Origin of the sequence: uncultured Campylobacter sp. (genome assembly GCF_937973075.1) — a bacterium.
In the GTDB taxonomy this organism is placed as follows: Bacteria; Campylobacterota; Campylobacteria; order Campylobacterales; family Campylobacteraceae; genus Campylobacter_B.
The window spans coordinates 1-23,447 of record NZ_CALBWL010000030.1; the positions used below are offsets into that span (position 1 = coordinate 1).

A 23,447-nucleotide genomic window follows, 5' to 3' on the forward strand; every position below is an offset into this window, starting at 1 on the left:
AATGAGTGATCTGATATAAAATTTAAAATTTCACGGCGCAGATTGCATCGGATAAAATTTAGAGCTTTACCAAGCGTCGTTTGCTTTTAATTTCTAAAATTTATGCAACTTAGAGTCCAAAAAAAGGAGAGCAAAATGGCTTACGTAACCTACGACAAGGCAAAATGGCACTGGGGCGCGAAAAATGCGCCAACGGACATCCCGCAGGAAAACGGCGCGACGCACATCGCGTTTTTCTTCCGCTGGTGCATGGAGCGCAAGCTCTACTCCAAGGACTTCGCGGCGGATTTCGCGGACGATATAGCGCGGATGGACGATAGCTTTGATTATCGCGGGTATTTTTTTGGCGCCATGGACGGCGTGCTGGGAAGCGACGAGCTAAACACCGCGGGCAAGGCCTTCGCAAATGCTTACTACACCACGGACCGCACGAAATTTGCCAAAACGCACGGCTGGTATTTGCAAGATTACGACGATTTTGTCGCGCGCAAATTCGGCGATAAAAACTTCGACAACGCCTATTTTTACATAGAAAACTCGCCGCAAAATTACGCCGAGATCAAGGCTATCATCGATCGCCGCTACGAGGAATTCTTGAGCTTCAAGGCGGCGAAGTAGAAATTTTACCGCCGAGCTTAGCCGGTTTAAAATAGACACCCAAGCCGAAACGGCGCGATCTGCGCCGCGGTAAAATTTAAAATTTTACGCAATGCGCTAAATTTTGCGTAGCGCGTAAATTTTAGTAGCGCTTTAAATTTACATAGCATGCCGCGAGCTGGCGCGACACATCGCAAATTAAATTTAAAATCCAACCGCTTCGCAGCGCGGGATACAGCGGCGCGCAGCTTAAAATTTACGCACGGCGTTTAGATTTATCTCGTCGCTTGCGGCACGCAGTTTCACTCGCGCTTTCGTAACCTCAAAGCAAGCGAGGCGCGAGGTATCACGAAGCAGCACTTCGCAAACAGACACCGCTCCCGAAAGAATTTTAAAGTCCGCTTTACATAGATAAAGCCGTACGGCGCAAATAGATTAAAATTCACAAATGGCGCGAGCAGATTAGAATTTGCCAACAGCATGAGCGGATTAGAATTCGCAAATGGCATAAGTGGATTAGAATTTACGCGCGGTGCGAGCGGGTTAAAATTTGCAAACGGCGCGAGCGGGTTAAAATTTTGTAAGCCGTGCTCGCAGGCTGCGTATGTGCAAAAGAGTGCTAGCGGCGACGCTTATTCATCTCTTAAACCTAGCTCGCTAACAAACCTAGATGTGCGAGCGCGAGCGACAACCGCGCCGTAAGTAAAATTTCAAGCCGTGTCGTATGCGAAATTTTAAGTCGCACCGCGATAGCGGACTTGTAGCGGTAGCAAGCAGACGTAGGACGTAAAGCCCAGATAATACGCGTCCCACAAAGCAGACGCCTCGGACGCGAGATATGTTATAATTTCGCGAAATTTTAAATTGACGCCAAAGGAGCGAAGATGAACGAGAGGGTGCCTACCTATCTAGCAAATCATGTATTTAACGTGACCCGGGACGATTATCTAAATGCCCAAGTCAGATCCGTCGCAGGCGGCGAATACTTTGAAATTTATTATTTCGGCGAGCTTTTTTGCGGCGAAAATTTACCGAACGATTACATCGCCGATTTTTACGACGAGGACGAGCTTGTGCCGTGCAAACTCGTAGCCAAATGCGTGAAAACGGGCGAGGAAATTTTGCTTTTTGACGGCGCTTCGCACGGCTACAACGCGATGTTTTGCGACGAGCTCGACGTAGAAAAAGTAGCCCGCCGCGAGCTAGTGAAATTTAACCTGCCGCCGCGTAAAATCCATCTAAAATTCGGCTATAGCATCGATTATGACGATGAGATGGACGAATACGAAACGGACGAGAGTGGCAAAGTCCTGCTGATAAACGGCGAAACCGCTTCGTGGGATGAGGTCAAGGCAAACGGCTTTGATTATATCGCCGTAAGCTGCGAGGACGAAGCGGGCGAGATGACGGAGATACTTTCGCTTGAGCTTGCATAAGCGACTGAATTTAATAGCGACCTTTCTAGGCTTACTTTTTTGGCCGTACTTTGCCAAATTTAAATTTATCATAAAGCGTATTTTATTTTGCGGCGCGCGATGCAAATAAGCAGAACCGACATAAAACCGCGAGCGGCAGGGCTTAAAATTTAGGAAAATTTAACTATAATCGCCCCGAAAAATTTTTAAAATTTCACAAAGGATTTTATCGATGATCAAAGCACTTCGCGGTATGAACGATATTTTGGACGAACAGGCGCGCATCTACTCGCAAATTTTAAGCGTGTGCGAGCGCGTGGCGCGCAATTACGGCTTTTGCCTCATCGAAACGCCCAAACTCGAGCAGACCGCGCTATTTCGCCGTAGCGTCGGCGAGAGCAGCGACATCGTCGGCAAGGAGATGTATGAGTTTAGCGACAAAAGCGGCGATAGCGTCTGTCTGCGCCCAGAGGGCACCGCAGGCGTCGTGCGCGCCTTTATCGAAAAAAAGCTAGACCGCAGCGGCGGCGTGCATAAATTTTATTATCAAGGCTCGATGTTTCGCTACGAGCGCCCGCAAAAGGGGCGTCTGCGCGAGTTTCATCAATTCGGCGTCGAGTGCTTCGGGCAAAGTAGCGTCTATGAGGATGCGAGCGTGATTTTGATGTTAGCTCAAATTTTACGCGAGCTAAATGTCGCCGCAACGCTTAAAATCAACTCTTTAGGCGATGAGGAATGCATGCCCGCGTATAAAACCAAGCTCGTAAATTTCTTGCAAGGACATAAAGACAAGCTCTGCGAGGACTGCCAAAGGCGCATCGATACCAATCCGATCCGCGTGCTGGACTGCAAAAACGAGAGCTGCCAGAAAATTTTAGCCGCCGCGCCGCTCATAACGGAAAATTTAAACGACGCCTGCGGCGCGGAATTTGCGCAGCTGCAAAGAATTTTAACCCAAAACGGGCAAAAATTTGAGATCGATCCTAAGCTCGTGCGCGGGCTTGATTACTACTGTAAAACCGCCTTTGAGTTCGTCTCAAGCGAGCTTGGCGCGCAAAGCGCCGTAGGCGGTGGCGGACGCTATGATAGGCTCGTGGAGTTTTTAGGCGGCAGAAAGACGGCGGGCGTGGGCTTTGCGATCGGTATCGAGCGAATAGCCGAAATTTTAAAAACGCGCGAAATCAAGCAAGCGCGCGAGGGGCTTTATATCGGCGCACTGGATGAGGCGTTCGTAAGCACGGCGTTTTCGTTTGCGCTAAAACTGCGAAAGTTTTGTAAAACTCAAATTTCATACGAGCCCAAGGCGCTTGCGAAGCATTTAAAGACGGCCGACGGGGCGGAGGCTAAATTTTGCCTTTGCATCGGGCAGGACGAGTTTGATCGCGCCGAGGTATGGTGTAAAAATTTAGAGGATCAAACCACCTTTGCGATTAAATTTAAAGAGGTCGAAGCATTTTTTAAGGATAGAGCATGAACGATTACGGATTAAATATTTGGGGAAATTCCAACTTCACGATAGACGGCGGCAAGCTATGCCTAAACTCCGATTTCAAGCAGCCTTTGGTGGATATCATAAAAGAGATCCGCGCAGACGGCGTGCGAGGCCCGATACTGCTGCGCTTTCCGCACCTCATCAAAAAGCAGATCGTCGAAATTTACTCAAATTTCAACCGAGCCATAAAGGAGTTTGATTACAAGGGAAAATTCCACGCCGTCTATCCTCTCAAGGTAAATCAATTCCCTGGCTTCGTTAGAAATTTAGTCGATATCGGAGAGCCTTACGGATACGGACTCGAAGCCGGCAGCAAGCCCGAGCTGCTGCTAGCGATGGCGTATAATAACTACGGCGCGCCGATTACCGTAAACGGTTTTAAAGATAAGGAGCTCATCAATATCGGCTTCATCGCCGCAGAGATGGGGCATAACGTAACGCTTACGATCGAGGGGTTAAACGAGCTTGAAACCATCATCGAAACGGCTAAGGAGCGATTCGCGCCAAAACCTTTCATCGGGCTTCGCATCAGGCTGCACAACTCCGGAAGCGGTATATGGGCGAAAAGCGGCGGGATAAATTCTAAATTCGGCCTTACCTCGACCGAGCTCATAGAAGCGATAAATTTGCTCAAGAAAAACGACCTCATCGAGCAGTTTACGATGATCCACTTTCATATCGGCTCACAGATTACAGAGATCCATCCGCTCAAAAAGGCCCTCATCGAGGCGGGCAACATCTATACCGAGCTTCGCAAAATGGGCGCGAAAAATTTAAAATCCATAAATTTAGGCGGAGGGCTTGCTATCGAATACTCCCAAGCCAAAGAAAGCTCCAGCCGCAACTATACGCTAAAAGAATATGCCAACGACGTGATCTTCCTGCTAAAATCGATCGCGCAGGATAAAAAAGAGGCGGAGCCGGATATTTTTATCGAGAGCGGCAGATACGTAGCCGCCAGCCACGCGGTGCTAGTAGCGCCGATTTTGGAGCTTTTTACCCAAGAATACGCCGAAGAAAAACTCGCCCTAAAAAAGGATAATCCGCCGGTAGTCGCCGAGCTATACGATCTGTATAAAACTCTAAAACCCTCCAACGCGTTAGAGTATCTGCACGACGCCATGTCGCATATGGAGAGCGTGCTTACCCTTTTTGATCTGGGATACGTCGATCTGATCGACCGCTCAAACGGCGAAATTTTAGTTCATCTAATAATGCGAAAGGCGTATGGAATTTTAGGCAACAAGCAAGAATACAGTAATTTCTTAAACTCCCTAGGCAACGCCCAAGAGCGCTATTTGGTAAATTTCTCGATCTTTCAAAGTCTGCCCGATTTTTGGGGCATCAAGCAACACTTCCCGATCATGCCGTTAGAGAGGCTGGACGAGCGCGCCACGCTATCGGCGTCGATCTGGGATATCACCTGCGATAGCGACGGCGAGATAGAATTCGACAATCAAAAAAATCCGCTTTTTCTGCACGATTTCGATCCTGAAAAAGAGGAGTATTTTTTGGGCTTTTTCCTTGTCGGGGCCTATCAGGAGGTGCTTGGCATGAGCCACAACCTCTTTGCACACCCAACAGAGGCGACCGTGATTTTAAAGGATGACGGCGGCTTTGAGATCAAAGATTTCATCGAATCTCAATCGGTCATCGACATCTTAGAGGATATGGACTACGACGTAGTAGATATCCGCGAAAGCCTAAATGAGCGCGTCGAAAAATCAAATCTTATCGGAGATAAAGAGAAAAAGCATATCCTGGGCGAGCTATATCTGTTTTTAAACGACAATAGCTACTTAAAGACGATCAAATGAGTTTTTGGCAAATTTTAAAACAGGACTTCACCGAGCCGATGCGCCAAGACCCCGCATGCAATAGCGTATTTGAGATATTTTTCTGCTATCCAGGCGTCTGGGCGCTAATAAATTATCGCTTCGCGCATTTTTTCTACGAGCGAGGTTTTAAGCTCATTGCTCGCGCGATCAGCGGACTTAGCCGCATAATCACCGCCGTAGATATAAACCCGGGCGCGCAGATCGGCTCGGGCGTATTTTTTGACCACGCCACGGGGCTTGTCATCGGAGAAACGGCGATCATCGGCGATAACTGTCTGATCTATCAGGGCGTCACTCTCGGCGGCGTGAGCTTAGAGCACGGCAAGCGCCATCCGACGCTGCAAAACGGTGTCGTAGTGGGCGCGGGAGCCAAAGTATTAGGCAACATCACCATCGGCGAAAATTCCAAAATCGGCGCAAATTCCGTCGTCGTAAAAGACGTCGCGCCAAACTGCACCGCCGTGGGCGTGCCTGCTAGAATTTTAGGCAGCTGCGAGAGCGATCCTTTGGCGCATAATAAAATTCCCGATATCAGCCAGGAGCTTATCAAATATCTCATCAAGCGTATCGAAATTTTGGAAGATTGCATCTGCAGTGGCAGAAAAGATATCTCCGCAATGGATGAGGATCTAAATAAATTCTACGAAGAGTATCTGAAATCATTAAAATAATAAGGGTTAAAGTGAAAAAAGCTCTATTTTTTACAATTTTTGCTATTTTGTCGGCAAGCGGCAGCGATGCTAATAGCGCGAAAAATTCCGCGGACGACGCCAAAATAAGCCTAGTAAAAAGTCTATATACCAAGGATACCTATTTTGGCGATCATAAAAATGCCCTATCGGCTTCTTTCAGATCCGTGCTTATGCAAGATGAAGCCTCTGCTGGCGAAGGTGAGGTAGGCTGCTTGGACTACGATCCGGTGATTGCGGGTCAAGATGTCTGCGACGACGCGAAATATGATTTTGAGCTAGGGCAGCGCGATACCGTCGTAGTAACTCAGACCTGTCCCTACGGCACGCAGACGATAATCTACAAACTCGTCCGTAGCGGAGGCGATTATAAAATCGACGATATCTACGACCAAGACCCAAGTAGCGGCAGGGCTTTTAGCGTCAAAAATCAAATTTTAAATTGTCTAAACCAATCCAAGGAGCATCAATGAAATTAACACTTTCAAGTCGCGTAAGCAAGCTCGGCGAAAGCCTAACGATCGCAATCAGCACTAAAGCCAAACAGATGAAAGCTCAGGGGCAAGACATCGTAATCCTAAGCGCAGGCGAGCCTGATTTCGATACTGCAGAAGTCGCAAAAAGGGCTGTCATAGAGGCTATGGCTAAAGGCTGCGGAAAATATACGCCGGTTGCCGGCACGCCTGAAATTTTAAATTTAATCGCACAGAAGCTAAAGCGCGATAATGCTCTAAACTACAGGCCTGATCAGATCATCACCAACGTAGGCGCCAAGCACTCACTATTTAACGCCTTTAACTGCATCTTAAACGAAGGCGATGAGGTCATAATACCGGCGCCTTATTGGGTCACCTACCCAGAAATTGTAAAATTCTGCGGCAGCAAGCCCGTCATCGTAAACACAAAGGCGGAAAACCGATATAAAATCACCGCCTCGCAGCTCAAAACCGCGATCACCCCGCGCACGAAGGCACTGTGCCTTTTCAACCCAAGCAACCCCGCAGGCGCCGTATATTCGCGCCAGGAGCTGCAAGAGCTTGCGGAAGTGCTAAAAGGCACGGATATTTTGGTAATTGCCGATGAAATTTACGAGAAAATCGTCTTCGGCAAGAGCTTCATAGCCGCAGCAAGCATCAGCGAGGATATGTTCGGGCGCACCGTGACGATCAACGGGCTAAGCAAATGCGGCGCGATGCCCGGCTGGCGCTTCGGCTACACCGCCTGTGCCATCGATGAGCTAAATAAGGCTATGATCAGCCTACAAAGCCAAAGCGTCAGCAACGTAGCAAGCATCGTCCAGGCAGGTGCTATGCCGGTACTGTGCGGCGAGGCGGATGATTATATCGAGGAGATGAGGCGCGAATACGAGCGCAGGCGCGATTTTGGCACGAACGCGATAGGCGCGATCCCAGGGCTTAGTGTCGTAAAACCTGACGGCGCATTTTATTTCTTCATAGATTGCTCCCAGGTAGAACCCGATAGTATGAAATTCTGCATGCAACTGCTAGATAAAGGGCTCGTAGCCACGGTGCCAGGAAGCGGATTTGGCATGGATGGGCACTTTCGCGTAAGCTTTGCGTGCTCCATGGAAAATCTAAAACGCGGCTTTGAGCGCATAGAAAAATTCGTAAAAAATTACCACAAATAGGCACACTAGCGAAATTTGAATCTAAATTTGTCGTAGCTTAGCAGCGAAATTTTTACATAAAATTTAATGCAGCTTAGCGGCAAATTTAGTGTGGCACGGCTCGGGATTTAATGCGGTTGCGGCAGCTAAGCGCGATTGAATTTCGTGCCGCTTTAATTTAAGGGTATTTAAATTTCGAGCTGCCGTATTCAGGAGCGCTTAAATTTTATGCCGTTTTATTCAAATGCGGCTAATTTTGCGCTGTCATACTACGACGCCTGCTGCGCCACGCACTGCTCGCGATTTAAAATTTCGCTTCGGAATTTTAAAATTTCATCGCATGACGCATCTAGATTTCGCCGCAAAAGCTCCGGCGCAAACGCCGCCAGCGGCAGAAATTTTAAAATTCCGCACCGATGTTTTCAAAACCTGCGCTGCCTGCCTCTTGATACAGCCTCGCTAAAATTTAACCAAACATGACGATCGCACAAAATACGACGAACAAGACGAGCGCAACGAACACAACCGACGCCGCATAGCGATACGCGACGAACCAAAAAAGGGGCGCGGTGCAGATCGAAAACGAGCTAAATTTCAAAATTTTACCGCGCCTGAGGCCTTAGCGCAAGTACGATAAATTTTATGTTTTAGTGCGCCTTTGAACCCAATCGCATCAAATAAATTTTAAACGAAATTCTAACGCTACGGCACTATTTTATATTTTTATAAAGACTATTTTAGTAAAATCAGGACTTTATGTGCGAGATAAAAATTTTAATCACCGACGAGGATCTGTGCGCCCCGAGGCGGCTTTTGAGCAGGCGCGATAAGAAGCTGGCGCGCGCGCGAGGCCATCTGCGCGAGTTTCGCGTTTCGCGGGCGCTTAAGGCGCGCTTTAAAAAGCGCGGCAAATTTTGTATCTCGCACAAAAGCGCGGAAGGCAAAACGATCGTCGCCGTGGCTCTAGCGAGGCAAAAATTCGGGCTCGATCTTGAAATTTTAAAACCGCGGAATTTTGCCGCGGCGAGCGAGTTTTGTTTCAACGCCTTTGAGCGCGAGCTTTTGGCGGCGGTGGACGAAAGCGAAAAAGCGCTCGTTTTTTATAAAATTTACACGATCAAAGAGGCGCTGATTAAGGCGCGAAACCTAGGTTTTTACGCACTTGCTCGCGTGGGGCTGGCTCGCGGCGCAGGCGATGAGGCTCTAGCGCTTGATGAGCGCGGCAGGGCGTGGTCGCACAAAAGCTATATTTTTGAGGGCGAGATTTTGATTTCGCTCGTTTTTAGGGAGAATTTTTGAGACCTGTTTATCGTTTTTACGCTATTTCTAAAACGGCTTTCATTCTGCTTTGCGCCGCGTTTTTTATAGGCGGATGCGCGCATAAAGCGCCCGAGCAGATAGCGGAATTTAGCCAAAAGCAGTTCATCCTAACGGACGAGCTCGGCGTAAAAAGCAGAGCCCTGATCTCCAAAATTTCACCCACAAACGGCGAGGAGAGCCGCTACAAGCTCGTCTGGCTCGATATGCTAGGCGCACCGATCGCACGTAAAATTTTATCGATCAAAGGCGGCGAGGCGAAATTTCGCAACGACGGCTTCCTGCCGCCGGATTCGCAAAGCGAGCGAGTATTTTTAGCCCTGCTTGAGAATGCGGATAAAGTAAATTTCGCCATAAACGCAAAGGGGCGCCGATATGACGCAGTATCTAAGTAGCCCGGGTCTCATCTGCGCAGGCGCAAACAGCGCCGCAGAGCTTTTTAGCGCGCTGTGCGAGAAGAGATCTGCGCTGCGAAAACTTAGCGTCTGTGGCAAAAATTTCATCTTTGGGCGCGTGGATGCGCTACTGCCGCAGATCAAAGATCGCGCCTACGCTACGCGCACGAACGCCCTGGCGCTTTACGCCTGCCTCAGCGTGCAAGAGCAAATAGAGCAAGCCGTGCAAAAATTCGGCGCGCACCGCGTAGGAGTTGTGTTTGCGACCACCAACACCGGCGTGCAGGAAAACTATGCGGAATTTTTCGCCTACGACAAGGGCGCGGAAAATTTTATCTCGCAAGACGGCGAAAATGCCGCGCCGTGCAGTGAAATTTCCACTCCAAACGGCAAAAATTTTGCCAAAATTCCAAAAGACACAAACGATAAATTTAAAAACTTCTGCTTTGAGCGCAACTCCCACGCAAACCCCGCAAATTTTATCCGCGAACGCTTCGGGCTAAAATCCGTCGCGATCGGAGTTTCGAGTGCGTGCACCAGCGGAAACAAGGCTCTCATTGAAGCTTCGCGCCTCATTTCTTGCGGACTTTGCGACGCGGTCGTATTCGGCGGCGCCGACGCATTAGACGAGCTCACACTGCAGGGCTTTAGCGCGCTTGAAATTTTAAGCGAGCAGCCGCTAAAGCCGTTTTCAGAGGCGCGATCAGGCACAAATCTGGGCGAGGGAGCCTGCGCATTCGTGCTTTCGCGCGAGCGCATAAGCGACGTTGCGTTTTTAGCTCACGCTGCAAACTCCGACGCCTACCATATCACCAAGCCCGATCCTAGCGCGCGTATGCAGATCAAAGCGATCAAAACCGCGCTAAAATCGGCGCATCTACAAAGCGTGGATTATGTAAATCTGCACGGTACGGGCACTGCGGCTAACGACGCGATGGAGGCCTTAGCTATGAGCGCTGCCCTGCCCTTAGCGCCCGCAAGCTCGTCCAAATGGGCGACCGGACACACCCTGGGCGCTGCGGGGGCGATCGAGCTTGCCGTGTGCTACGAGGCGATCAGACAGGGCATGATCCCGCCGAATTTTACGAATGATAAAATTTGGGGCAGCTCTGAGGCTGAAATTTTTCGCGGCGCGCAGGCGCGGCACGGCGAGCTAAACGATGAAATTTTAAACAGCGAAAGCGATCAAATTTCGTCCAGACTGGGTGATGGAAATTTGAAAAACGCGCAGGGTAAAATTTCAAAAAGCAGCGCGGATGAAATTTTGGCTGCGTCTAAAGCTTTGCATGGCGCGGACGATAAAATTTTAAAAGACATTGCGGATCAAGCTTCGCAAACGAGCGAAATTCCGGCTGCGCTGTCTAAATTTAATCTCGCATGCGAAGCCAAAAAAGCGCGCGTAGATACCGCGATGAATCTAAGCTTTGCTTTCGGCGGAGATAACGCCGTAACCATAATAGGACGCGTATGAGAGCCTCTAGTATCCTACCGCAGAGCGGATATATGGTCTTCGCAGATGAAATTTTAGAGATTAGCGACGGATATGCGAGCTGTGCGTTTAGCGTTAAAGAGGATTCGCCGTTTACCGAAAACGGAGAGCTCGGCAGCTACGCGTATATGGAGATCATGGCGCAGTGCATAGGCGCCTATTCGGGTCACCGAAACGGCGGCGAGGCGAGGCTTGGGTTTTTGCTAGGCGTGCGAAACCTGGATATTTCGCGCGCGAGCCTAAAGGTGGACGAGCGCGTAATCACGACGGCGAGGCAGAGCGTAAGCGACGGCGAGGGACTATATATCTTCGACTGCGAGATCCGCTGCGGCGACGAACATATCGCAAGCGCCACGCTAAGCGTGATGAACCCAAACGATGAAATGCTAAAGAGTATAAATGGCTAAGAGAATTTTAATCACCGGAGCAAGCGGCGGTATCGGCGAGGCGTGTGCGTTAAATTTAGCGCAAAAGGGCTACGGCTTGGCGCTAAACGGGCGCAACGAAGCAAAGCTTAATGACATAGCGAAGCGCTGCTTGGACGCGGGCGCGGCGGAAGTTCAAATTTTAAAATTTGACGTCGCAGATACCGCTGCGGCGCAGGAGCGTATCGAAGCAGACATAGAGGCAAACGGCGCGTACTGGGGCATCGTGCTAAACGCTGGCATCACGCGGGATAACTCCTTCGTGTGGTTCGAGCGCGAGGATTGGCAAAGCGTGATAGATACGAATTTAGGCGGGTTTTACAACGTCATAAAGCCCGCGCTGATGCCGATGATCCGCGCCAAAAAGGGCGGGCGTATCGTCGTGATGAGCTCGGTTAGCGGAATTGCAGGCAACCGCGGTCAAAGCAACTACGCCGCTAGCAAAGGAGGTCTAATCGCCGCGGCAAAATCGCTAGCGATAGAGCTTGCAAGCCGCAAGATCACGGTAAACGTCGTGGCTCCTGGGCTCATCAAAACGACGATGAGTGAAGGTATAAACGAAACTGCAAGCGAGCAAATTTTAAGCGCGATTCCGCTGGGCCGCATCGGCGAGCCGAGCGAAGTGGCGCATTTGGTGGAGTTTTTGCTAAGCGAAAATTCCGCATACATCACAAAAGAGGTTATTAAAATAGACGGTGGATTATGTTAAATAGAGTAGTTATTACGGGTTTTGGCAATGTCTGTGCATTCGGACGGGACTGGGCGAGCATAAAGCAAAATTTGGCGCAGCAAAAAAGCGCCGTAGTTTATATGAGCGAATGGGATATCTTCGGCGAGGAGCTAAACACTAGGCTGGGCGCGCCGATACCGAATTATGCGCCGCCTGCGCACTGGAGCCGCAAAGATACCCGCTCGATGGGTAAGGTAGCGATGTTTGGCGTCGATGCTGCGGGTGAAGCTCTGGCGGATGCGGGACTTTTAGAAGAGGGGTGCATAAAGGACGGTCGTATGGGCGTCGCAGCGGGTAGCTGCAGCGGCGACGCAAAGGCTACGGGCGAGGTCATAGATATTTTGCATGGCAAGGATAGCACCTTCAACGCCAACTCATACGTAAAGATGATGCCCCACACCGTCGCTGCGAATATCGCGATCTACTACGGACTAAAAGGCAGGCTCATACCTACGAGCTCTGCGTGCACGAGCGCGTCTCAAGCGATCGGCTACTCCTACGAAGCGATAAAATTTGGCCTTGCGGATATGATGCTGGCAGGCGGCGCGGATGAGCTACACCCAAGCCAGGCATTCGTATTCGATAAGCTCTACGCGACAAGCTGCAAAAACGACACCCCTACCCTCAGCCCTGCACCTTTTGATATAGCGCGCGATGGACTGGTTTTGGGCGAAGGCGGCGCTATATTCGTGCTGGAAAGCCTCAGAAGCGCCCTTGCGCGCGGCGCTAAAATTTACGCCGAGATAGTAGGATTCGGCACAACCTGCGACGGCACGCATATCACCCGCCCGCAGAGCGAGACTATGCGTGCGGCGATGCAGCTGGCGCTCAAAGACGCCGCGATTTCGCCGGATCTCATCGGGCACGTAAACGCCCACGCTACGGCGACCAAGCAGGGCGACGTCGCAGAATCTACGGCGACGCATGAAATTTTCGGCTCGCAGACGCCCGTGAGCTCTTATAAAGGCTATTTGGGTCATACTTTGGGCGCGTGCGGGGCGCTGGAGAGCTTCATCTCGGTGATGATGATGAATGAGGGGCTATTCTATCCGAATCTAAATTTACAAGCTATCGATCCGGAATGTGCGCCGCTTAGGTACCTCACGCAGCCACAGGAGATAAATACGAATTACGTTATGAATAATAACTTCGCTTTCGGCGGCGTGAACACCTCTTTGATTTTTAAAAAATTTATCGGTTAAAGGAGAGAAAATGAAAAAATTTCTATTTTTCGCAGTTGCGGCGCTTTTCGTCGCTAATTCGGCTTATGCCAAAAACGACATCATGCGCTTCCCTATCGCCGCGGCACTCGCAGAGCCCGACGCCAAAGCCAAGCTTGATCCGAACATAAAATTCTACTTCGGCAACAAATCCGCAGGCAGAAAGATCACGCAGCAGCTAAGCTCGAACAAAAAAACAAACAGCATCAACAAGACCGATCAAGCCGCATGCAACCGCGCGTTTTTATCGGCACTGCTTAGCTTTCAAGACCGAGCCAAAAAAGAGGGTGGCAACAAGGTCGTAAACATCACGAGCTACTATTACAAAAACGTTTTCGTGAGCGACAAGGAGTTTGAATGCGGCGTAGGCTCGATAATGAACGGCGTCACGCTAAGAGGCTATATTGCAAAATAAACTAAGCTTCGGCGTAGCTTACGCAAGCGCGATAATTTCGGGCGAGCCGGCGGAGTTTTATAAAAATTTCGCCGCTTGCTCGGACGGAATTTCCGAAGTAAATTTAGGCGGAAATTCCGATCTCGCTTGCGATGCAAATCAAAATTTTACGTATGATTTTACGTTAAATTCTACGCAAGATTTTACAGATATTTCGGACTGCGAGCAAAATTTCATCAATTCCGCAAATTTTGCAGCGTGCGAGAATAACGAAAAAGCGGGGCGCAACTTAGCTACAGAAGATTTTGATGAAAAATCTACCGAGCTCGACTCGCAGCGGGGATTAAATTACAAAGCGGATGCGTCTAAATTTAGCTCCGCGCGCACTTTTGATTGCAGCTCCGAAGAGGCAGCGGAGCTTTATAAAAATCTCGCCGCGCGCGAGGGCGAGGCTTTACAAAACAGCTCCGAAGAAAATTTAGAAATTTCTGCTCATGCCCGCTTAAAAGATGAAATTTCAGCGCTCGAAGCTTTAAAGAAAAAGCCGTCTCTTGCGCATATTCCGCCGTTGCAGCGCCGCCGCTTGGGGCTCGGGGCGAAACTTTGCATCTCGCTTTTAGGCGAAATTTCGCAAAACGCGCTGCAAAGTTTAGCTGAGGAAAACTCCTTAAATCTCGCACCTCAAAATTTAGATGCGAGCGAAAGCCGCGCCGCCGCACAAAACCCGTCGCCGCAGGATTTTTCAAATAAGAATTCTTTAAATTTTATGCCGCAAAATTTAGATTCGGCGCAGCAAGATTTCACAAATGAAAATTCTTTAAATTCGACAAGGCAAAATTTCAAAACGAACGAACGCTCGGAAACCTGCGATCATGCGATGCAAAGCTCCGCGACGCAGCGCAAAGGGCTGCCGCTCGTCTTTTGCTCGCGCCTGGGCGAGATCAACCGCTGTTTTAGCCTGCTCGGCTCGATGGAGGAAAGCGTCTCGCCTTCGAGCTTTTGCGTCAGCGTACTCAACGCGATCGCGGCGCAAAATACTATTTTTACGCAAAATCACGCCGAAATTTCGACGATCTCTGCGGCGTGTGCGCTTGAAAACGGCGCAATAATCGCCGCCGCGAGGCTGAAAGAAGGCGCGGAAAATTCCGGCTCCGCGCAGGACGCGAACGAAGATGATAAAAACGATGCATGCAAATCAAATAACGATAAAATCGCCCTGCTCTGCTATTTTGAGGAGGCAAATAACGACTATCTGAGGCGCTGCGACTTTGCCTGTGCCCTACTTCTGGTGCTTCAGCGCGGAGATGACGTGCAGATCGAAATTTCGCCGCACGTTGCGGACGCGACGGCACAGAGCATAGAGGCACAAAATCCAAAATCGCGAGCCGAGAATGAAATTTTACGCAGCTTTAAAGAGAGCGACGAGATCCCGCTAGATACCGCGGTGGAATTTTTGGCTAAAATCCTCTCTGGCAAGCGTGAATGGCGCAGCAGCGACGGGGTTTTGGACTATCTTTGGCGCGTCAAAGATCCCGCCAAAATCGCAGCTTTTTTAAGGCAAGATCGTGAGCGTTAAAATAGCAAAATTTCATCGCATGAGAAAGCGCGGCGAGATGAGCAAATTTGATCAAAATCTCAGGCTACACGGAGCCGCAACGGCGCGAACGACGAGCTTTAAATTTAGCTGCTCCGCTAAACGCAGATATGGTGAAGAGTTTAAATTTAGCCGCGCTATCAAACATGAGCTCAGCCAAACGGCGCGTCTTAAAAGCACGCCGAAAGGGCGCGCGCCATACGCCCCCAAATCGAGTTGCAATGAGGCGCGCTGCGAAAATACGCTGCCGAGGCATACGCAACGAACTGAAAAAAATCCGCCTAAACGGTGTGCGTTGCGGGCTATAAAAATTTTACCACAGCGGCGCGCGGAAGACACCGTAAAATTCCGCCATAAAGACAGATGCGGCGAGCCGAAATGCTACGCGCAGCAGGCTGTAAATTTCATAAATTTAGCAGAGCAAAGCTTGGGCTGCGAGTTTAAATTTAGCCGCGCAATGAACGAAGTAGCCGCTCAGGCATTCACGACAAGGCATTGCGATGAATTTTAAATTTTGCGGCGCCGCAAGTTACAAATTTAATCAGACAGTGCGTCATACGATAGCGCCAAAACAGCGCATATGGCGCTTTGCAGAAATTTCGTCGCGACGGCGCGCGTGGCAAACTACAAGAATTCCACGAAATCGCAGTTTATCGCGCGCCGCAAAAATTCTATTGCTCTGGCACATGCACGGCGCCGAGATCGCCTCCGCTCAGACCATGAAAGCTCTATTGCTTCGGCACACGCCGCAAGGCGAAATATCGCGCGCAGAGAACCGCAGAAATTTCAATGCGATGCGGCGAGCAGCAAGCCGTAGAAATTTTATCGAGATCTCGCGCATGATGAACCATCAAATCCCTGCCGATAACAACAAAATCCTCGCCGAGAGCTGCGAAATCCATAACAAAAGCTGCCGCAAAATCTCAGCCGAAAGAGGCGCCGCGCGATGAAGCAGACAGATCCGCTAAGGCGCAAAATCAAACAGATCGGCATCGCGCTATGTTTCGCAAGCTTCGGCGCGCTGTGTATGATAGGCAACCTACTCTTCCTCCCGGTAGCGCTGCTGAAGCTAAACCGCATAGAGGCCGTGCGAAATTTCGTGCGCGATTTTATAATGATCTCGTGGCGCATATTTTTGCTGCTCGCGCGACTTTACGGCAGCATCGGCGTGAACTGGCGCTGCAAGCTCCCGCTTAGCGGCACTCTCATCATCGCAAACCACCCTAGCCTGCTTGACGTGGTGATCTTTTTGGCTCACGTGCGGCGCGCAAACTGCGTAGTCAAGGAAAGTCTGTGCAAAAACCCCTTTCTCTCCGCTGCCATCGCAGCCGCAGGCTACATCCCAAACACCGGCTCGGAAGCGATGATAGATGCGTGCCGCAGCGCCCTTGAGCGAGGAGAAAGCCTAATCATCTTCCCCGAGGGCACGCGCACTGCAGATCGCATCGCCATGCATAAAGCGGCGTTTTACATCGCGATAAATTTCGCAAAAAATATGAATTGCGTCGCGATAAAAATGGATCCTAAAAGCCTAAAAAAAGGACAAGTATGGTACGATACGCCCGAGGTTCGGATGAAGTACAACCTCTACGAGCTGTGCGCGCTGGATCTAACGGGCTTTGAGCCGGATCGCCCAAACCCGATCCGAGTGCGCAAACTATATGAAAAAATATCAAATCTATATGAAAAGGAGAATCTGTGAACGAAGAAATTTTGGAACTTAAGGAGCTGATCATTTCGGGGCTGAACCTCGAAGACGTAGCGCCCGGCGACATAAATGACGATGAGCCGCTTTTTGGCGACGGGCTGGGGCTCGATTCGGTCGATGCGCTGGAGCTCGGGCTTTTGGTGCAGAAAAAATACGGCATCGTGCTTAACTCAAAAACCCAAAATTTAAAGCAAATTTTCTCATCCGTTGCGTCTTTGGCGCAATACATCGCCAAAAATAGGAGTAAAAATGAGTAAAGATGAAATTTTTGAAATTTTAAAAAAGGCGCTCGTGGAGCTTTTCGAGATCGACGAGAGCAAGGTCGTGCCGGAGGCTAAAATTTACGAGGATCTGCAGATTGACAGCATCGACGCGATCGATCTGGTCGATTACGTCAAGAAAAACACGGGCTACAAGCTGATGCCCGATGATTTTAAAAATATCCAAACTCTCGGCGACATCGTGGATGCCGTAGCCGCAAAGCTCGATCAGGGCGCGAGCGGAGAGACTACTACGGGCGGCGAGAGTTAAATTTCGCCGTGCGGCGCGGCAAGATCGCGGGTAGTTTACTTTGCGGCGGCACAAAGACGGCGGACGAGCGGATAATATACGGCGGCATTTTGTTTAACGCGCGCGGTGTTTTGATAACGTGCGGCACATATTATCAAAGGTGCGCGGCAAACGGCGAACATTTTAATTGAAAAAGCATGGAGCGAGCGGCTTTTACGGGCTTAGCGCTTAAGCGACACGGTACAAAGCCCGCTTACCTGCCGCTTTTAGGCTATTATGTAAAGCGCTTTGCAGATCAAAATTTTAAAATTTAAATCTGCGAGCCTGGGTGAAATTTTGAAATTTTAAAAGACGCTGTTTCTTTTGCGACCGTCGCTTTCATAAAATTTCAAAATTTTAAAATTTGACTGGATTTAAATTTAGCGGATCTGATCGCGGGCGCAGTGCCGCGAGCTAAATGAAAGCGCAGCTAAATTTTAAGATGCGGCTAGAATTTGAAGGCGGCAGGCGCGGCTGAATTAAAATTTTAAAATCATAGCGCACAAAACCGTGGCGCCGAGGTCAAATTTAAAGTATCTCGGCACAGTACAAATCGCGCCGACTGCGCTGCTAGCGGCGAAACCAAAAACCACCGTGGTAAAACTAAAAATCGCAGCAGCAAAAGCCCAACCGCCGTGGTAAAAAAACCAAGCCCTCGCGGCTAAATTTAAGGATTTCAAAGATTGCGACGAACGATATTTTTAAAAACAGCTACCGTAATTTTAAGCGTGTTTTACCCTTTCGGCCTCTATTTTTTGCACGGCGGCGCGCAGGTCTGCTTGCTCGCGGCGATGAGCGCGCTATGGGGGGCGCGAGCTATTTTTGAAAGTAAAGATCGCGCTATTAAGGGCGCGAGCGCGGCATTTTTTGCGCTGTGCGCCATATTTAGCGGCGGAACGCTCGCGTATCTGTATCCGCTCATAATAAATTTCTCGCTCGCGGCGCTTTTTGCGCTCAGCCTAAGATCGACGCCCGCGATCACGCGCCTAGCGCTTTTGAAGCAGCCAGGTTTCAACGAACACGGCCGCGCCTACACGCGCAAGCTGACCGAAGTTTGGCTCGGATTTTTCGTGCTAAACGGCCTGCTTAGCGCGGCACTGCTGCTACCGCGAGATAAAATTTATTGGAGCGTTTACTGCGGCGCGATCTCATACGTCCTCATCGGCGCGCTGATCGGCGGCGAGATGATTTTTAGGAAATTTTATGTTAAAAAATTTGATTAATTCTTTAAAGCCCTATGAGCGTGAAATCCTTGCTGCGGCGGCTCTTGCGCGCGATTTGGCAAAAACGGAGTGTAAACAAAGCAAAGCGGCAAGCTTAAAAGGCGCAGGCAAACCCCAAAATAGCGCGGCAAGCGTAAATTTAAAAGATGCGGAAAATTCTAGCAGAAGCGCAAATCTCAATGACGCGGAAAATTCTAGCGGCGGCACAGATGCTACGCATGCCACGCAAACGGCGCAGACGCAAGAGCAAAAAAATGCGCCGATGATCGAAATTTACGGCGAGGACGCGGCAGAGTTCATCGCGTTTTTTTTCGGTGCGATGATTGCGGGATTTGCACCCGTACTGCTGCGAGAGCCAAAATTTAGCGGCAAATTTCATCTAGGCGGCGACGTAAAAATTCCAAATCTCGCCACAGCGCAAGGTTTATCCGAATTCAGCCCTCATGATTTAGAAAACATTTCGTCTCGCGATACCGAAAAATCCACACCTAAAATTTCATCTAAAAACGCGCCGCAAAATCACGCGCCGTGCGAGCAAGAACCTGTCTCTTTGCATCTACTGCGCGCCGATCAGAAATTTTATATCAAAACTTCGGGCTCGACGGGCGAGGCGAAAAATATCGAAAAAAGCCTGCGCGATATGGTTTTGGAGGCGGAATTTTTAGTAGAAAGATTTGGCCTTTGCGCAAGTGATCGATTTTTATCGGGCGTCTCACACCAAAATATGTTTGGGCTCACATTTAGCATCTTCGTGCCGCTGCTTTGCGGCTCGTGCACGCAAAAAGGCGGGCTAAACTACCCTGAAATCATCCTTGCAGCCGATCTTGCAGGCGCCGTGCTGATCAGCTCGCCCACGGTGCTCGGCGCGCTGTGCGAGCACGCAGATGCCGCAAACATAGCGCCTTTGAGCACTATTTTTAGCGCGGGCGCGCCGCTAAGTCTTGCGATCCGAGATAATTTGCGCGCGCTTAGCAGTGCCCGCATCGTCGATATTTATGGCTCCAGCGAGACGGGCGTGATCGCCTGCAACGAGGGCTCAGGGCTTAAGAAATTTGCTCCCGTAAGCGTGCAGATCCGCGCAGATATTGATAGCGGCGGCGCAGAGAAACGCGAGAGCAAGCCTTTCGATTCTGCGGCAGGCTCTTGCAGAGAAAATTATACGGTAAAGCCTAAAACGAGCCGTGTGGGCGAGCAAAATGCGGACAGACAAGACACAAGCCTCTCGGGCGAGCAGGCGTCTAAATTTAATGCAGACGCTAGCGATAAAACCGCGGCCGGCCAGGAAAACAGCTCCGCACCGAGCTCCGCGATCAAACACGACGATAAATTTGCGCAATCAGATGGGCTTTGCGATAAATTTACGGTAAAGCAGCCCGCCGACAAATTTTCGCAAACGGGCGAGTTTACGATCAGTTCGCCTTGGTGTGAGCGCTTTGAAAGCCGCGATTTCGGCTATGTGCGCGCAGACGAGATCACACTTTTGGGGCGCGGCGACCGCACCGTCAAAATCAACGAAAACCGCGTGAGCCTTGATCTGCTCGAAGCTAAGCTCCGCTCGCACGAATTTATCGGCGAATGCAGGATCGATCTGCACCCGCAGCGCGACCGCGCCGTAGCTCTTATCAAGCTTAGCGAGCGCGGCGAGCATGCGTTTCGCGCAGGCGGCAAGAAGGGCGTCACGGACGGGCTGAAGGCCTTTTTAAAGCCCGAATTCGGCGCGATTTTGCGCTACTTCAAGATCGCAAGCAAGCTGCCTTTTAACGAGCAGGGAAAGCTAAGCAAAAAGGACTTTTTAAGCGCCCTGCAGCGCTACGAGGTGCCCGTTTTCGAGCGGAGCGCGGAGAATGAGTTTCGCGCGAAGATGCAAGCCAGCGACTTTTATTTTGACGGACACTTTGCGCGATTTGCGCTGGTGCCCGCGTTTATGCAGCTTCGCTTCGTATTGATCTGCGCAAAAGCCCTCGGCTACGAGCTGGACGGCACGCAAAAAATAGAAAATTTAAAATTTACGAATTTTATCCGCCCGGGTGATGAAATTTCAATCAAAATCACCGAGGCAAGCGGCAAGCTCCGCTTTGAAATTTCAAACGACAAGGTCTGCGCCAGTGGAAGAATCTGCCTTTAAGCCCGCGTTTTTGCTACCCTACTTTAACCACCCCGCGCGCATTGCCGAGCTCGTAAGCGCCCTAGCGCCCATCGCGCCCGTGCTGATCGTGGACGACGGCAGCGACGAGGCGAGCAAAAGCGCGCTAAAGGGGCTTGCGGCTCAAATTTACGCCCGCGCGCAAAACGGTGGTAAAGGCGCTGCCGTGTGTGACGGGCTAGCGTGGGCGAAGGAGCTTGGATTTACGCACGCCTTTCAGATAGACGCGGACTTTCAGCACGACGTAAGCAGATGTGAGGAGTTTTTGGCGCTTGCGGCGCGCAAGCCTTCCGCGTTGATCTGCGCCGCGCCCGTATATGACGAAAGCGCGCCCAAATCCCGCCTGCACGGACGCAAGATAATGAATTTTTGGTGCGTGATAAATACCCTTTCGCACCGCATAAAAGACGCAATGTGTGGCTTTAGAATTTACCCGCTAAAGGGGATCGTGCCCCTTCTGCCCCAAACCAAAAGCCGCAGGATGGGCTTTGATGCCGAAATTTTAATCCTAGCCGTACGGGCGGGGCTAGAGATAAAATGGCTCGATCTGGCGGTGCACTACGAAGCGGGCGGGGTGAGCCATTTCGCGCCGTTTCGAGATAATTTCGGAATTTCGCTGATGCACGCTAGGCTATTTTGCGGGCTTCCGCTTTGGCTTGCAAAAAGGGTGCTAAAGCGCGCCTGCGATAAATTTAAAAAGCGCGGCTTGCAGGATGCTTCGCAGCAGAACGCAGACGAAATTTTGCAAGGGCTATCGGGGCAAAACCTTTGCAGCGGCGCGCGGCGCGATAGCTGCAAAGGTGCGAAAGAGGAGATGGACGGCGGCGCAGACGAAAAAGCCGGTACCGAAAAATGCGGCGACAAGGCCGCAGCACAAAGCCCGCAGGCGGAAAATTCAGCGCAAAGCCCGCTCGTAAAAGCCTCGCCGCAACATGCCGCCGTAAAGGACGGGCGCGATGGCTAAGCACTGGAGCGAAAACAACGAAAAGGCGGGCGCGGCGCTTTTAAATTTAGCCCGCTTCATCACACTTCACACGCCCGATTTTTGTATGCGAGGCACAGCACTTTGCATCTCGGCGATCTATTTTGCGCTGCTTAAAAACGAGCGACGCGCGATCAAGGAATTTTTGCGGCGCGCGCTTGATCGCGAGCCCAAAATTCGCGAAATTTACGCGAATTTTTATAAATTTTCTCTCAGTCTGTGCGAAAAAATTGCGGTTTGGAACGGCAAGATCGCGCTGGATCAAATTCGCGTGCAAAGCGGCATGAAAGAACTTTTAAGCGACGGAACGGGCAAAATTTTAATCACTTCGCACTTCGGCAACACCGAGATCGCGCGCGCCCTTTCGGCAAGCACGGCGGGGATAAAAATCAACGTGCTGATCTTTCGCAAACACAGCGAAAATTTTATGAAATTTATCGAAAAGATGGGCGGCGGCGTGAAAATTCTCTACGTCGGCGAGCTCGGCATCGGCGAGATGCTGCAAATCAAAGAGCTACTGCAAAATGGCGAGCACATCGCGATAATGGGCGATCGCATGCCGGTGGGCTCGGACAAATTTCAAAGCGAGGATTTTTTAGGGTGCAGCGCAAACTTCCCGATCGGCGGCTATCTGCTCGCTAAAATTTTGGACGCGCCGCTATTTAGCCTATGGTGCTACGAAGGACGCGAAGGGCATGAGCTACGGCTGCAGCCGCTACCTGCGCCGCTAAAAAGCCGCGATAAGGCGCAATCGGTCGCGCTAGCGCTTAAAAGCTACGTGCAGCAACTGGAGCTTTATGCCAAAGCGTTTCCTTCTCAATGGTATAATTTCTTTGATTTTTGGGCGCAAGGAAAAGACGCGAACGATGCAAAGCGCGACGGCGCCGTAAATTTCGGCGAGACGAGCACGGATACTGCGTCAAATTTAAATGGCGCAGCGGGTTTAAATGACACGGCGAGTTCAAATACGGCGCCGAATTTGAAAAGTGCGGCGAGTTCGGATACTGCGCTAAATTTAAATAATTCAAATTTAGCCGCCGCGCAAGATGAAAAATTTCATAGCGGAGAGAAAAATGAAAGAGTATAAATTTCGCGCCAGATTTTACGACGCCGATCCGATGGGCGTGATGTGGCACGGCAACTACGTAAAGCTCTGCGAGGACGCTAGATGCGAGTTTTGGCGCGACGCAGGCTACACATATATACAGATGAGAGATGATGGATTTATATATCCCATTATCAAAATGGAGTTTAAATTTATCGCGCCGATACTTTTTGACGACGAGGTTGCGGTAAGTATCGAGCTACTTGAGTGCGACACGATTATAAAATTCTCCTACCGCATCAAAAGCCCATCAGGCGCGCTCTTAGCCAAGGCAACCACGTCGCAAGCCGCGGTGGAGCTTGCTTCCAAAAGGACGCTGTATGAGATACCGCCGCAGTTAAGGGCGTGCGCGGATAAAATTTTAGCGGGGAAAAATTCCGCGAGTAAAATTTCAGCGACGAATGAAATTTCGGCGGCAAATGAAATTTCAGTAGCAAATAAAGCCGCGTCCGAGCAAGAGCGCTCTCAAAACGCCGCGGCAAATGAAATTTTGCCTAGCGATAACGGGCAATGAA

At 50.3% G+C, this 23,447-nt stretch carries 27 protein-coding genes; all 27 read left to right on the forward strand.

Annotation, left to right across the window (positions count from 1 at the left end):
- The first annotated feature begins 135 nt into the window (after nucleotides 1-135).
- The 27 genes from Q0274_RS03770 (at nucleotide 136) to Q0274_RS03900 (ending at nucleotide 23,446) form a co-directional block, all read left to right on the forward strand.
- On the forward strand, nucleotides 136-618 hold the full coding sequence (locus tag Q0274_RS03770; protein WP_298027801.1) for a hypothetical protein: 483 nt from the start codon (nucleotides 136-138) through the stop codon (nucleotides 616-618).
- Between the two features lie 459 nt (nucleotides 619-1,077).
- Nucleotides 1,078-1,299, forward strand: a complete 222-nt coding sequence (locus Q0274_RS03775) for a hypothetical protein (protein WP_298027802.1) — start codon at nucleotides 1,078-1,080, stop codon at nucleotides 1,297-1,299.
- Between the two features lie 182 nt (nucleotides 1,300-1,481).
- Nucleotides 1,482-2,033, forward strand: coding sequence for a hypothetical protein (locus tag Q0274_RS03780; RefSeq protein ID WP_298027804.1), 552 nt, complete (start codon nucleotides 1,482-1,484; stop codon nucleotides 2,031-2,033).
- 211 nt (nucleotides 2,034-2,244) lie between these two features.
- Nucleotides 2,245-3,486: a histidine--tRNA ligase gene (hisS, locus tag Q0274_RS03785; RefSeq protein WP_298027805.1), complete on the forward strand. Its 1,242-nt coding sequence runs from the start codon at nucleotides 2,245-2,247 to the stop codon at nucleotides 3,484-3,486.
- Nucleotides 3,483-5,321, forward strand: coding sequence for a biosynthetic arginine decarboxylase (gene speA, locus Q0274_RS03790; protein ID WP_298027806.1), 1,839 nt, complete (start codon nucleotides 3,483-3,485; stop codon nucleotides 5,319-5,321). Before hisS ends, speA begins: the two co-directional genes overlap by 4 nt.
- On the forward strand, nucleotides 5,318-6,013 hold the full coding sequence (cysE, locus tag Q0274_RS03795) for a serine O-acetyltransferase (protein WP_298027807.1): 696 nt from the start codon (nucleotides 5,318-5,320) through the stop codon (nucleotides 6,011-6,013). The genes speA and cysE overlap by 4 nt, the downstream gene beginning before the upstream one ends.
- 11 nt (nucleotides 6,014-6,024) lie before the next feature.
- Entirely contained in the window at nucleotides 6,025-6,504 is a 480-nt protein-coding gene (locus tag Q0274_RS03800) for a hypothetical protein (RefSeq protein WP_298027809.1), read from the forward strand.
- On the forward strand, nucleotides 6,501-7,679 hold the full coding sequence (locus Q0274_RS03805; protein ID WP_298027810.1) for a pyridoxal phosphate-dependent aminotransferase: 1,179 nt from the start codon (nucleotides 6,501-6,503) through the stop codon (nucleotides 7,677-7,679). Before Q0274_RS03800 ends, Q0274_RS03805 begins: the two co-directional genes overlap by 4 nt.
- A gap of 207 nt (nucleotides 7,680-7,886) precedes the next feature.
- On the forward strand, nucleotides 7,887-8,138 hold the full coding sequence (locus tag Q0274_RS03810) for a hypothetical protein (RefSeq protein ID WP_298027811.1): 252 nt from the start codon (nucleotides 7,887-7,889) through the stop codon (nucleotides 8,136-8,138).
- Nucleotides 8,139-8,414: 276 nt separating this feature from the next.
- Nucleotides 8,415-8,957: a 4'-phosphopantetheinyl transferase superfamily protein gene (locus Q0274_RS03815; protein WP_298027812.1), complete on the forward strand. Its 543-nt coding sequence runs from the start codon at nucleotides 8,415-8,417 to the stop codon at nucleotides 8,955-8,957.
- Nucleotides 8,954-9,370: a hypothetical protein gene (locus tag Q0274_RS03820; protein ID WP_298027814.1), complete on the forward strand. Its 417-nt coding sequence runs from the start codon at nucleotides 8,954-8,956 to the stop codon at nucleotides 9,368-9,370. Before Q0274_RS03815 ends, Q0274_RS03820 begins: the two co-directional genes overlap by 4 nt.
- The gene (locus tag Q0274_RS03825) at nucleotides 9,351-10,841 is read left to right on the forward strand and encodes a beta-ketoacyl synthase N-terminal-like domain-containing protein (RefSeq protein WP_298027815.1); all 1,491 of its coding nucleotides are present in this window, start codon (nucleotides 9,351-9,353) and stop codon (nucleotides 10,839-10,841) included. Before Q0274_RS03820 ends, Q0274_RS03825 begins: the two co-directional genes overlap by 20 nt.
- A complete protein-coding gene (locus tag Q0274_RS03830) occupies nucleotides 10,838-11,266 on the forward strand; it encodes a hypothetical protein (RefSeq protein WP_298027816.1) in 429 nt (142 codons plus the stop codon). The genes Q0274_RS03825 and Q0274_RS03830 overlap by 4 nt, the downstream gene beginning before the upstream one ends.
- Entirely contained in the window at nucleotides 11,259-11,993 is a 735-nt protein-coding gene (gene fabG, locus Q0274_RS03835) for a 3-oxoacyl-ACP reductase FabG (RefSeq protein WP_298027818.1), read from the forward strand. The genes Q0274_RS03830 and fabG overlap by 8 nt, the downstream gene beginning before the upstream one ends.
- On the forward strand, nucleotides 11,987-13,216 hold the full coding sequence (locus tag Q0274_RS03840; RefSeq protein ID WP_297881411.1) for a beta-ketoacyl-ACP synthase: 1,230 nt from the start codon (nucleotides 11,987-11,989) through the stop codon (nucleotides 13,214-13,216). Before fabG ends, Q0274_RS03840 begins: the two co-directional genes overlap by 7 nt.
- Before the next feature lie 10 nt (nucleotides 13,217-13,226).
- Nucleotides 13,227-13,649: an excinuclease ABC subunit A gene (locus Q0274_RS03845; RefSeq protein WP_298027820.1), complete on the forward strand. Its 423-nt coding sequence runs from the start codon at nucleotides 13,227-13,229 to the stop codon at nucleotides 13,647-13,649.
- The gene (locus Q0274_RS03850; protein WP_298027822.1) at nucleotides 13,639-15,204 is read left to right on the forward strand and encodes a beta-ketoacyl synthase chain length factor; all 1,566 of its coding nucleotides are present in this window, start codon (nucleotides 13,639-13,641) and stop codon (nucleotides 15,202-15,204) included. Before Q0274_RS03845 ends, Q0274_RS03850 begins: the two co-directional genes overlap by 11 nt.
- A complete protein-coding gene (locus tag Q0274_RS03855; RefSeq protein WP_298027824.1) occupies nucleotides 15,194-15,733 on the forward strand; it encodes a hypothetical protein in 540 nt (179 codons plus the stop codon). Before Q0274_RS03850 ends, Q0274_RS03855 begins: the two co-directional genes overlap by 11 nt.
- Nucleotides 15,723-16,172, forward strand: a complete 450-nt coding sequence (locus Q0274_RS03860; RefSeq protein ID WP_298027825.1) for a hypothetical protein — start codon at nucleotides 15,723-15,725, stop codon at nucleotides 16,170-16,172. The genes Q0274_RS03855 and Q0274_RS03860 overlap by 11 nt, the downstream gene beginning before the upstream one ends.
- A complete protein-coding gene (locus tag Q0274_RS03865) occupies nucleotides 16,169-16,924 on the forward strand; it encodes a 1-acyl-sn-glycerol-3-phosphate acyltransferase (protein ID WP_298027826.1) in 756 nt (251 codons plus the stop codon). Before Q0274_RS03860 ends, Q0274_RS03865 begins: the two co-directional genes overlap by 4 nt.
- Nucleotides 16,921-17,187 carry a phosphopantetheine-binding protein gene (locus tag Q0274_RS03870; protein WP_298027828.1) on the forward strand — a complete coding sequence of 89 codons (267 nt, stop codon included), beginning with the start codon at nucleotides 16,921-16,923 and terminating at the stop codon, nucleotides 17,185-17,187. The genes Q0274_RS03865 and Q0274_RS03870 overlap by 4 nt, the downstream gene beginning before the upstream one ends.
- Nucleotides 17,180-17,461: an acyl carrier protein gene (locus Q0274_RS03875; RefSeq protein ID WP_298027830.1), complete on the forward strand. Its 282-nt coding sequence runs from the start codon at nucleotides 17,180-17,182 to the stop codon at nucleotides 17,459-17,461. Before Q0274_RS03870 ends, Q0274_RS03875 begins: the two co-directional genes overlap by 8 nt.
- 701 nt (nucleotides 17,462-18,162) lie before the next feature.
- A complete protein-coding gene (locus Q0274_RS03880; protein ID WP_298027831.1) occupies nucleotides 18,163-18,702 on the forward strand; it encodes a DNA gyrase subunit B in 540 nt (179 codons plus the stop codon).
- Nucleotides 18,683-20,827, forward strand: a complete 2,145-nt coding sequence (locus Q0274_RS03885; protein ID WP_298027833.1) for an AMP-binding protein — start codon at nucleotides 18,683-18,685, stop codon at nucleotides 20,825-20,827. Before Q0274_RS03880 ends, Q0274_RS03885 begins: the two co-directional genes overlap by 20 nt.
- Nucleotides 20,808-21,809: a glycosyltransferase family 2 protein gene (locus Q0274_RS03890; protein ID WP_298027835.1), complete on the forward strand. Its 1,002-nt coding sequence runs from the start codon at nucleotides 20,808-20,810 to the stop codon at nucleotides 21,807-21,809. The genes Q0274_RS03885 and Q0274_RS03890 overlap by 20 nt, the downstream gene beginning before the upstream one ends.
- Entirely contained in the window at nucleotides 21,802-22,914 is a 1,113-nt protein-coding gene (locus Q0274_RS03895) for a hypothetical protein (protein WP_298027837.1), read from the forward strand. Before Q0274_RS03890 ends, Q0274_RS03895 begins: the two co-directional genes overlap by 8 nt.
- Nucleotides 22,901-23,446, forward strand: a complete 546-nt coding sequence (locus Q0274_RS03900; RefSeq protein WP_298027838.1) for a thioesterase family protein — start codon at nucleotides 22,901-22,903, stop codon at nucleotides 23,444-23,446. Before Q0274_RS03895 ends, Q0274_RS03900 begins: the two co-directional genes overlap by 14 nt.
- Nucleotide 23,447: the final 1 nt, after the last annotated feature.

What these genes read in the sequence shown, in the direction of transcription:
- Q0274_RS03805 (WP_298027810.1), top strand. Translation starts at nt 6,501, where the DNA reads ATGAAATTAACACTTTCAAGTCGCGTAAGCAAGCTCGGCGAAAGCCTA.
- Q0274_RS03875 (WP_298027830.1), top strand. Translation starts at nt 17,180, where the DNA reads ATGAGTAAAGATGAAATTTTTGAAATTTTAAAAAAGGCGCTCGTGGAG.
- speA (WP_298027806.1), top strand. Translation starts at nt 3,483, where the DNA reads ATGAACGATTACGGATTAAATATTTGGGGAAATTCCAACTTCACGATA.
- Q0274_RS03860 (WP_298027825.1), top strand. Translation starts at nt 15,723, where the DNA reads ATGAATTTTAAATTTTGCGGCGCCGCAAGTTACAAATTTAATCAGACA.
- hisS (WP_298027805.1), top strand. Translation starts at nt 2,245, where the DNA reads ATGATCAAAGCACTTCGCGGTATGAACGATATTTTGGACGAACAGGCG.
- Q0274_RS03865 (WP_298027826.1), top strand. Translation starts at nt 16,169, where the DNA reads ATGAAGCAGACAGATCCGCTAAGGCGCAAAATCAAACAGATCGGCATC.
- Q0274_RS03885 (WP_298027833.1), top strand. Translation starts at nt 18,683, where the DNA reads ATGTTAAAAAATTTGATTAATTCTTTAAAGCCCTATGAGCGTGAAATC.
- Q0274_RS03810 (WP_298027811.1), top strand. Translation starts at nt 7,887, where the DNA reads ATGCCGTTTTATTCAAATGCGGCTAATTTTGCGCTGTCATACTACGAC.
- Q0274_RS03780 (WP_298027804.1), top strand. Translation starts at nt 1,482, where the DNA reads ATGAACGAGAGGGTGCCTACCTATCTAGCAAATCATGTATTTAACGTG.
- Q0274_RS03825 (WP_298027815.1), top strand. Translation starts at nt 9,351, where the DNA reads ATGACGCAGTATCTAAGTAGCCCGGGTCTCATCTGCGCAGGCGCAAAC.
- cysE (WP_298027807.1), top strand. Translation starts at nt 5,318, where the DNA reads ATGAGTTTTTGGCAAATTTTAAAACAGGACTTCACCGAGCCGATGCGC.
- fabG (WP_298027818.1), top strand. Translation starts at nt 11,259, where the DNA reads ATGGCTAAGAGAATTTTAATCACCGGAGCAAGCGGCGGTATCGGCGAG.
- Q0274_RS03895 (WP_298027837.1), top strand. Translation starts at nt 21,802, where the DNA reads ATGGCTAAGCACTGGAGCGAAAACAACGAAAAGGCGGGCGCGGCGCTT.
- Q0274_RS03770 (WP_298027801.1), top strand. Translation starts at nt 136, where the DNA reads ATGGCTTACGTAACCTACGACAAGGCAAAATGGCACTGGGGCGCGAAA.
- Q0274_RS03900 (WP_298027838.1), top strand. Translation starts at nt 22,901, where the DNA reads ATGAAAGAGTATAAATTTCGCGCCAGATTTTACGACGCCGATCCGATG.
- Q0274_RS03845 (WP_298027820.1), top strand. Translation starts at nt 13,227, where the DNA reads ATGAAAAAATTTCTATTTTTCGCAGTTGCGGCGCTTTTCGTCGCTAAT.
- Q0274_RS03830 (WP_298027816.1), top strand. Translation starts at nt 10,838, where the DNA reads ATGAGAGCCTCTAGTATCCTACCGCAGAGCGGATATATGGTCTTCGCA.
- Q0274_RS03840 (WP_297881411.1), top strand. Translation starts at nt 11,987, where the DNA reads ATGTTAAATAGAGTAGTTATTACGGGTTTTGGCAATGTCTGTGCATTC.
- Q0274_RS03775 (WP_298027802.1), top strand. Translation starts at nt 1,078, where the DNA reads ATGAGCGGATTAGAATTCGCAAATGGCATAAGTGGATTAGAATTTACG.
- Q0274_RS03815 (WP_298027812.1), top strand. Translation starts at nt 8,415, where the DNA reads ATGTGCGAGATAAAAATTTTAATCACCGACGAGGATCTGTGCGCCCCG.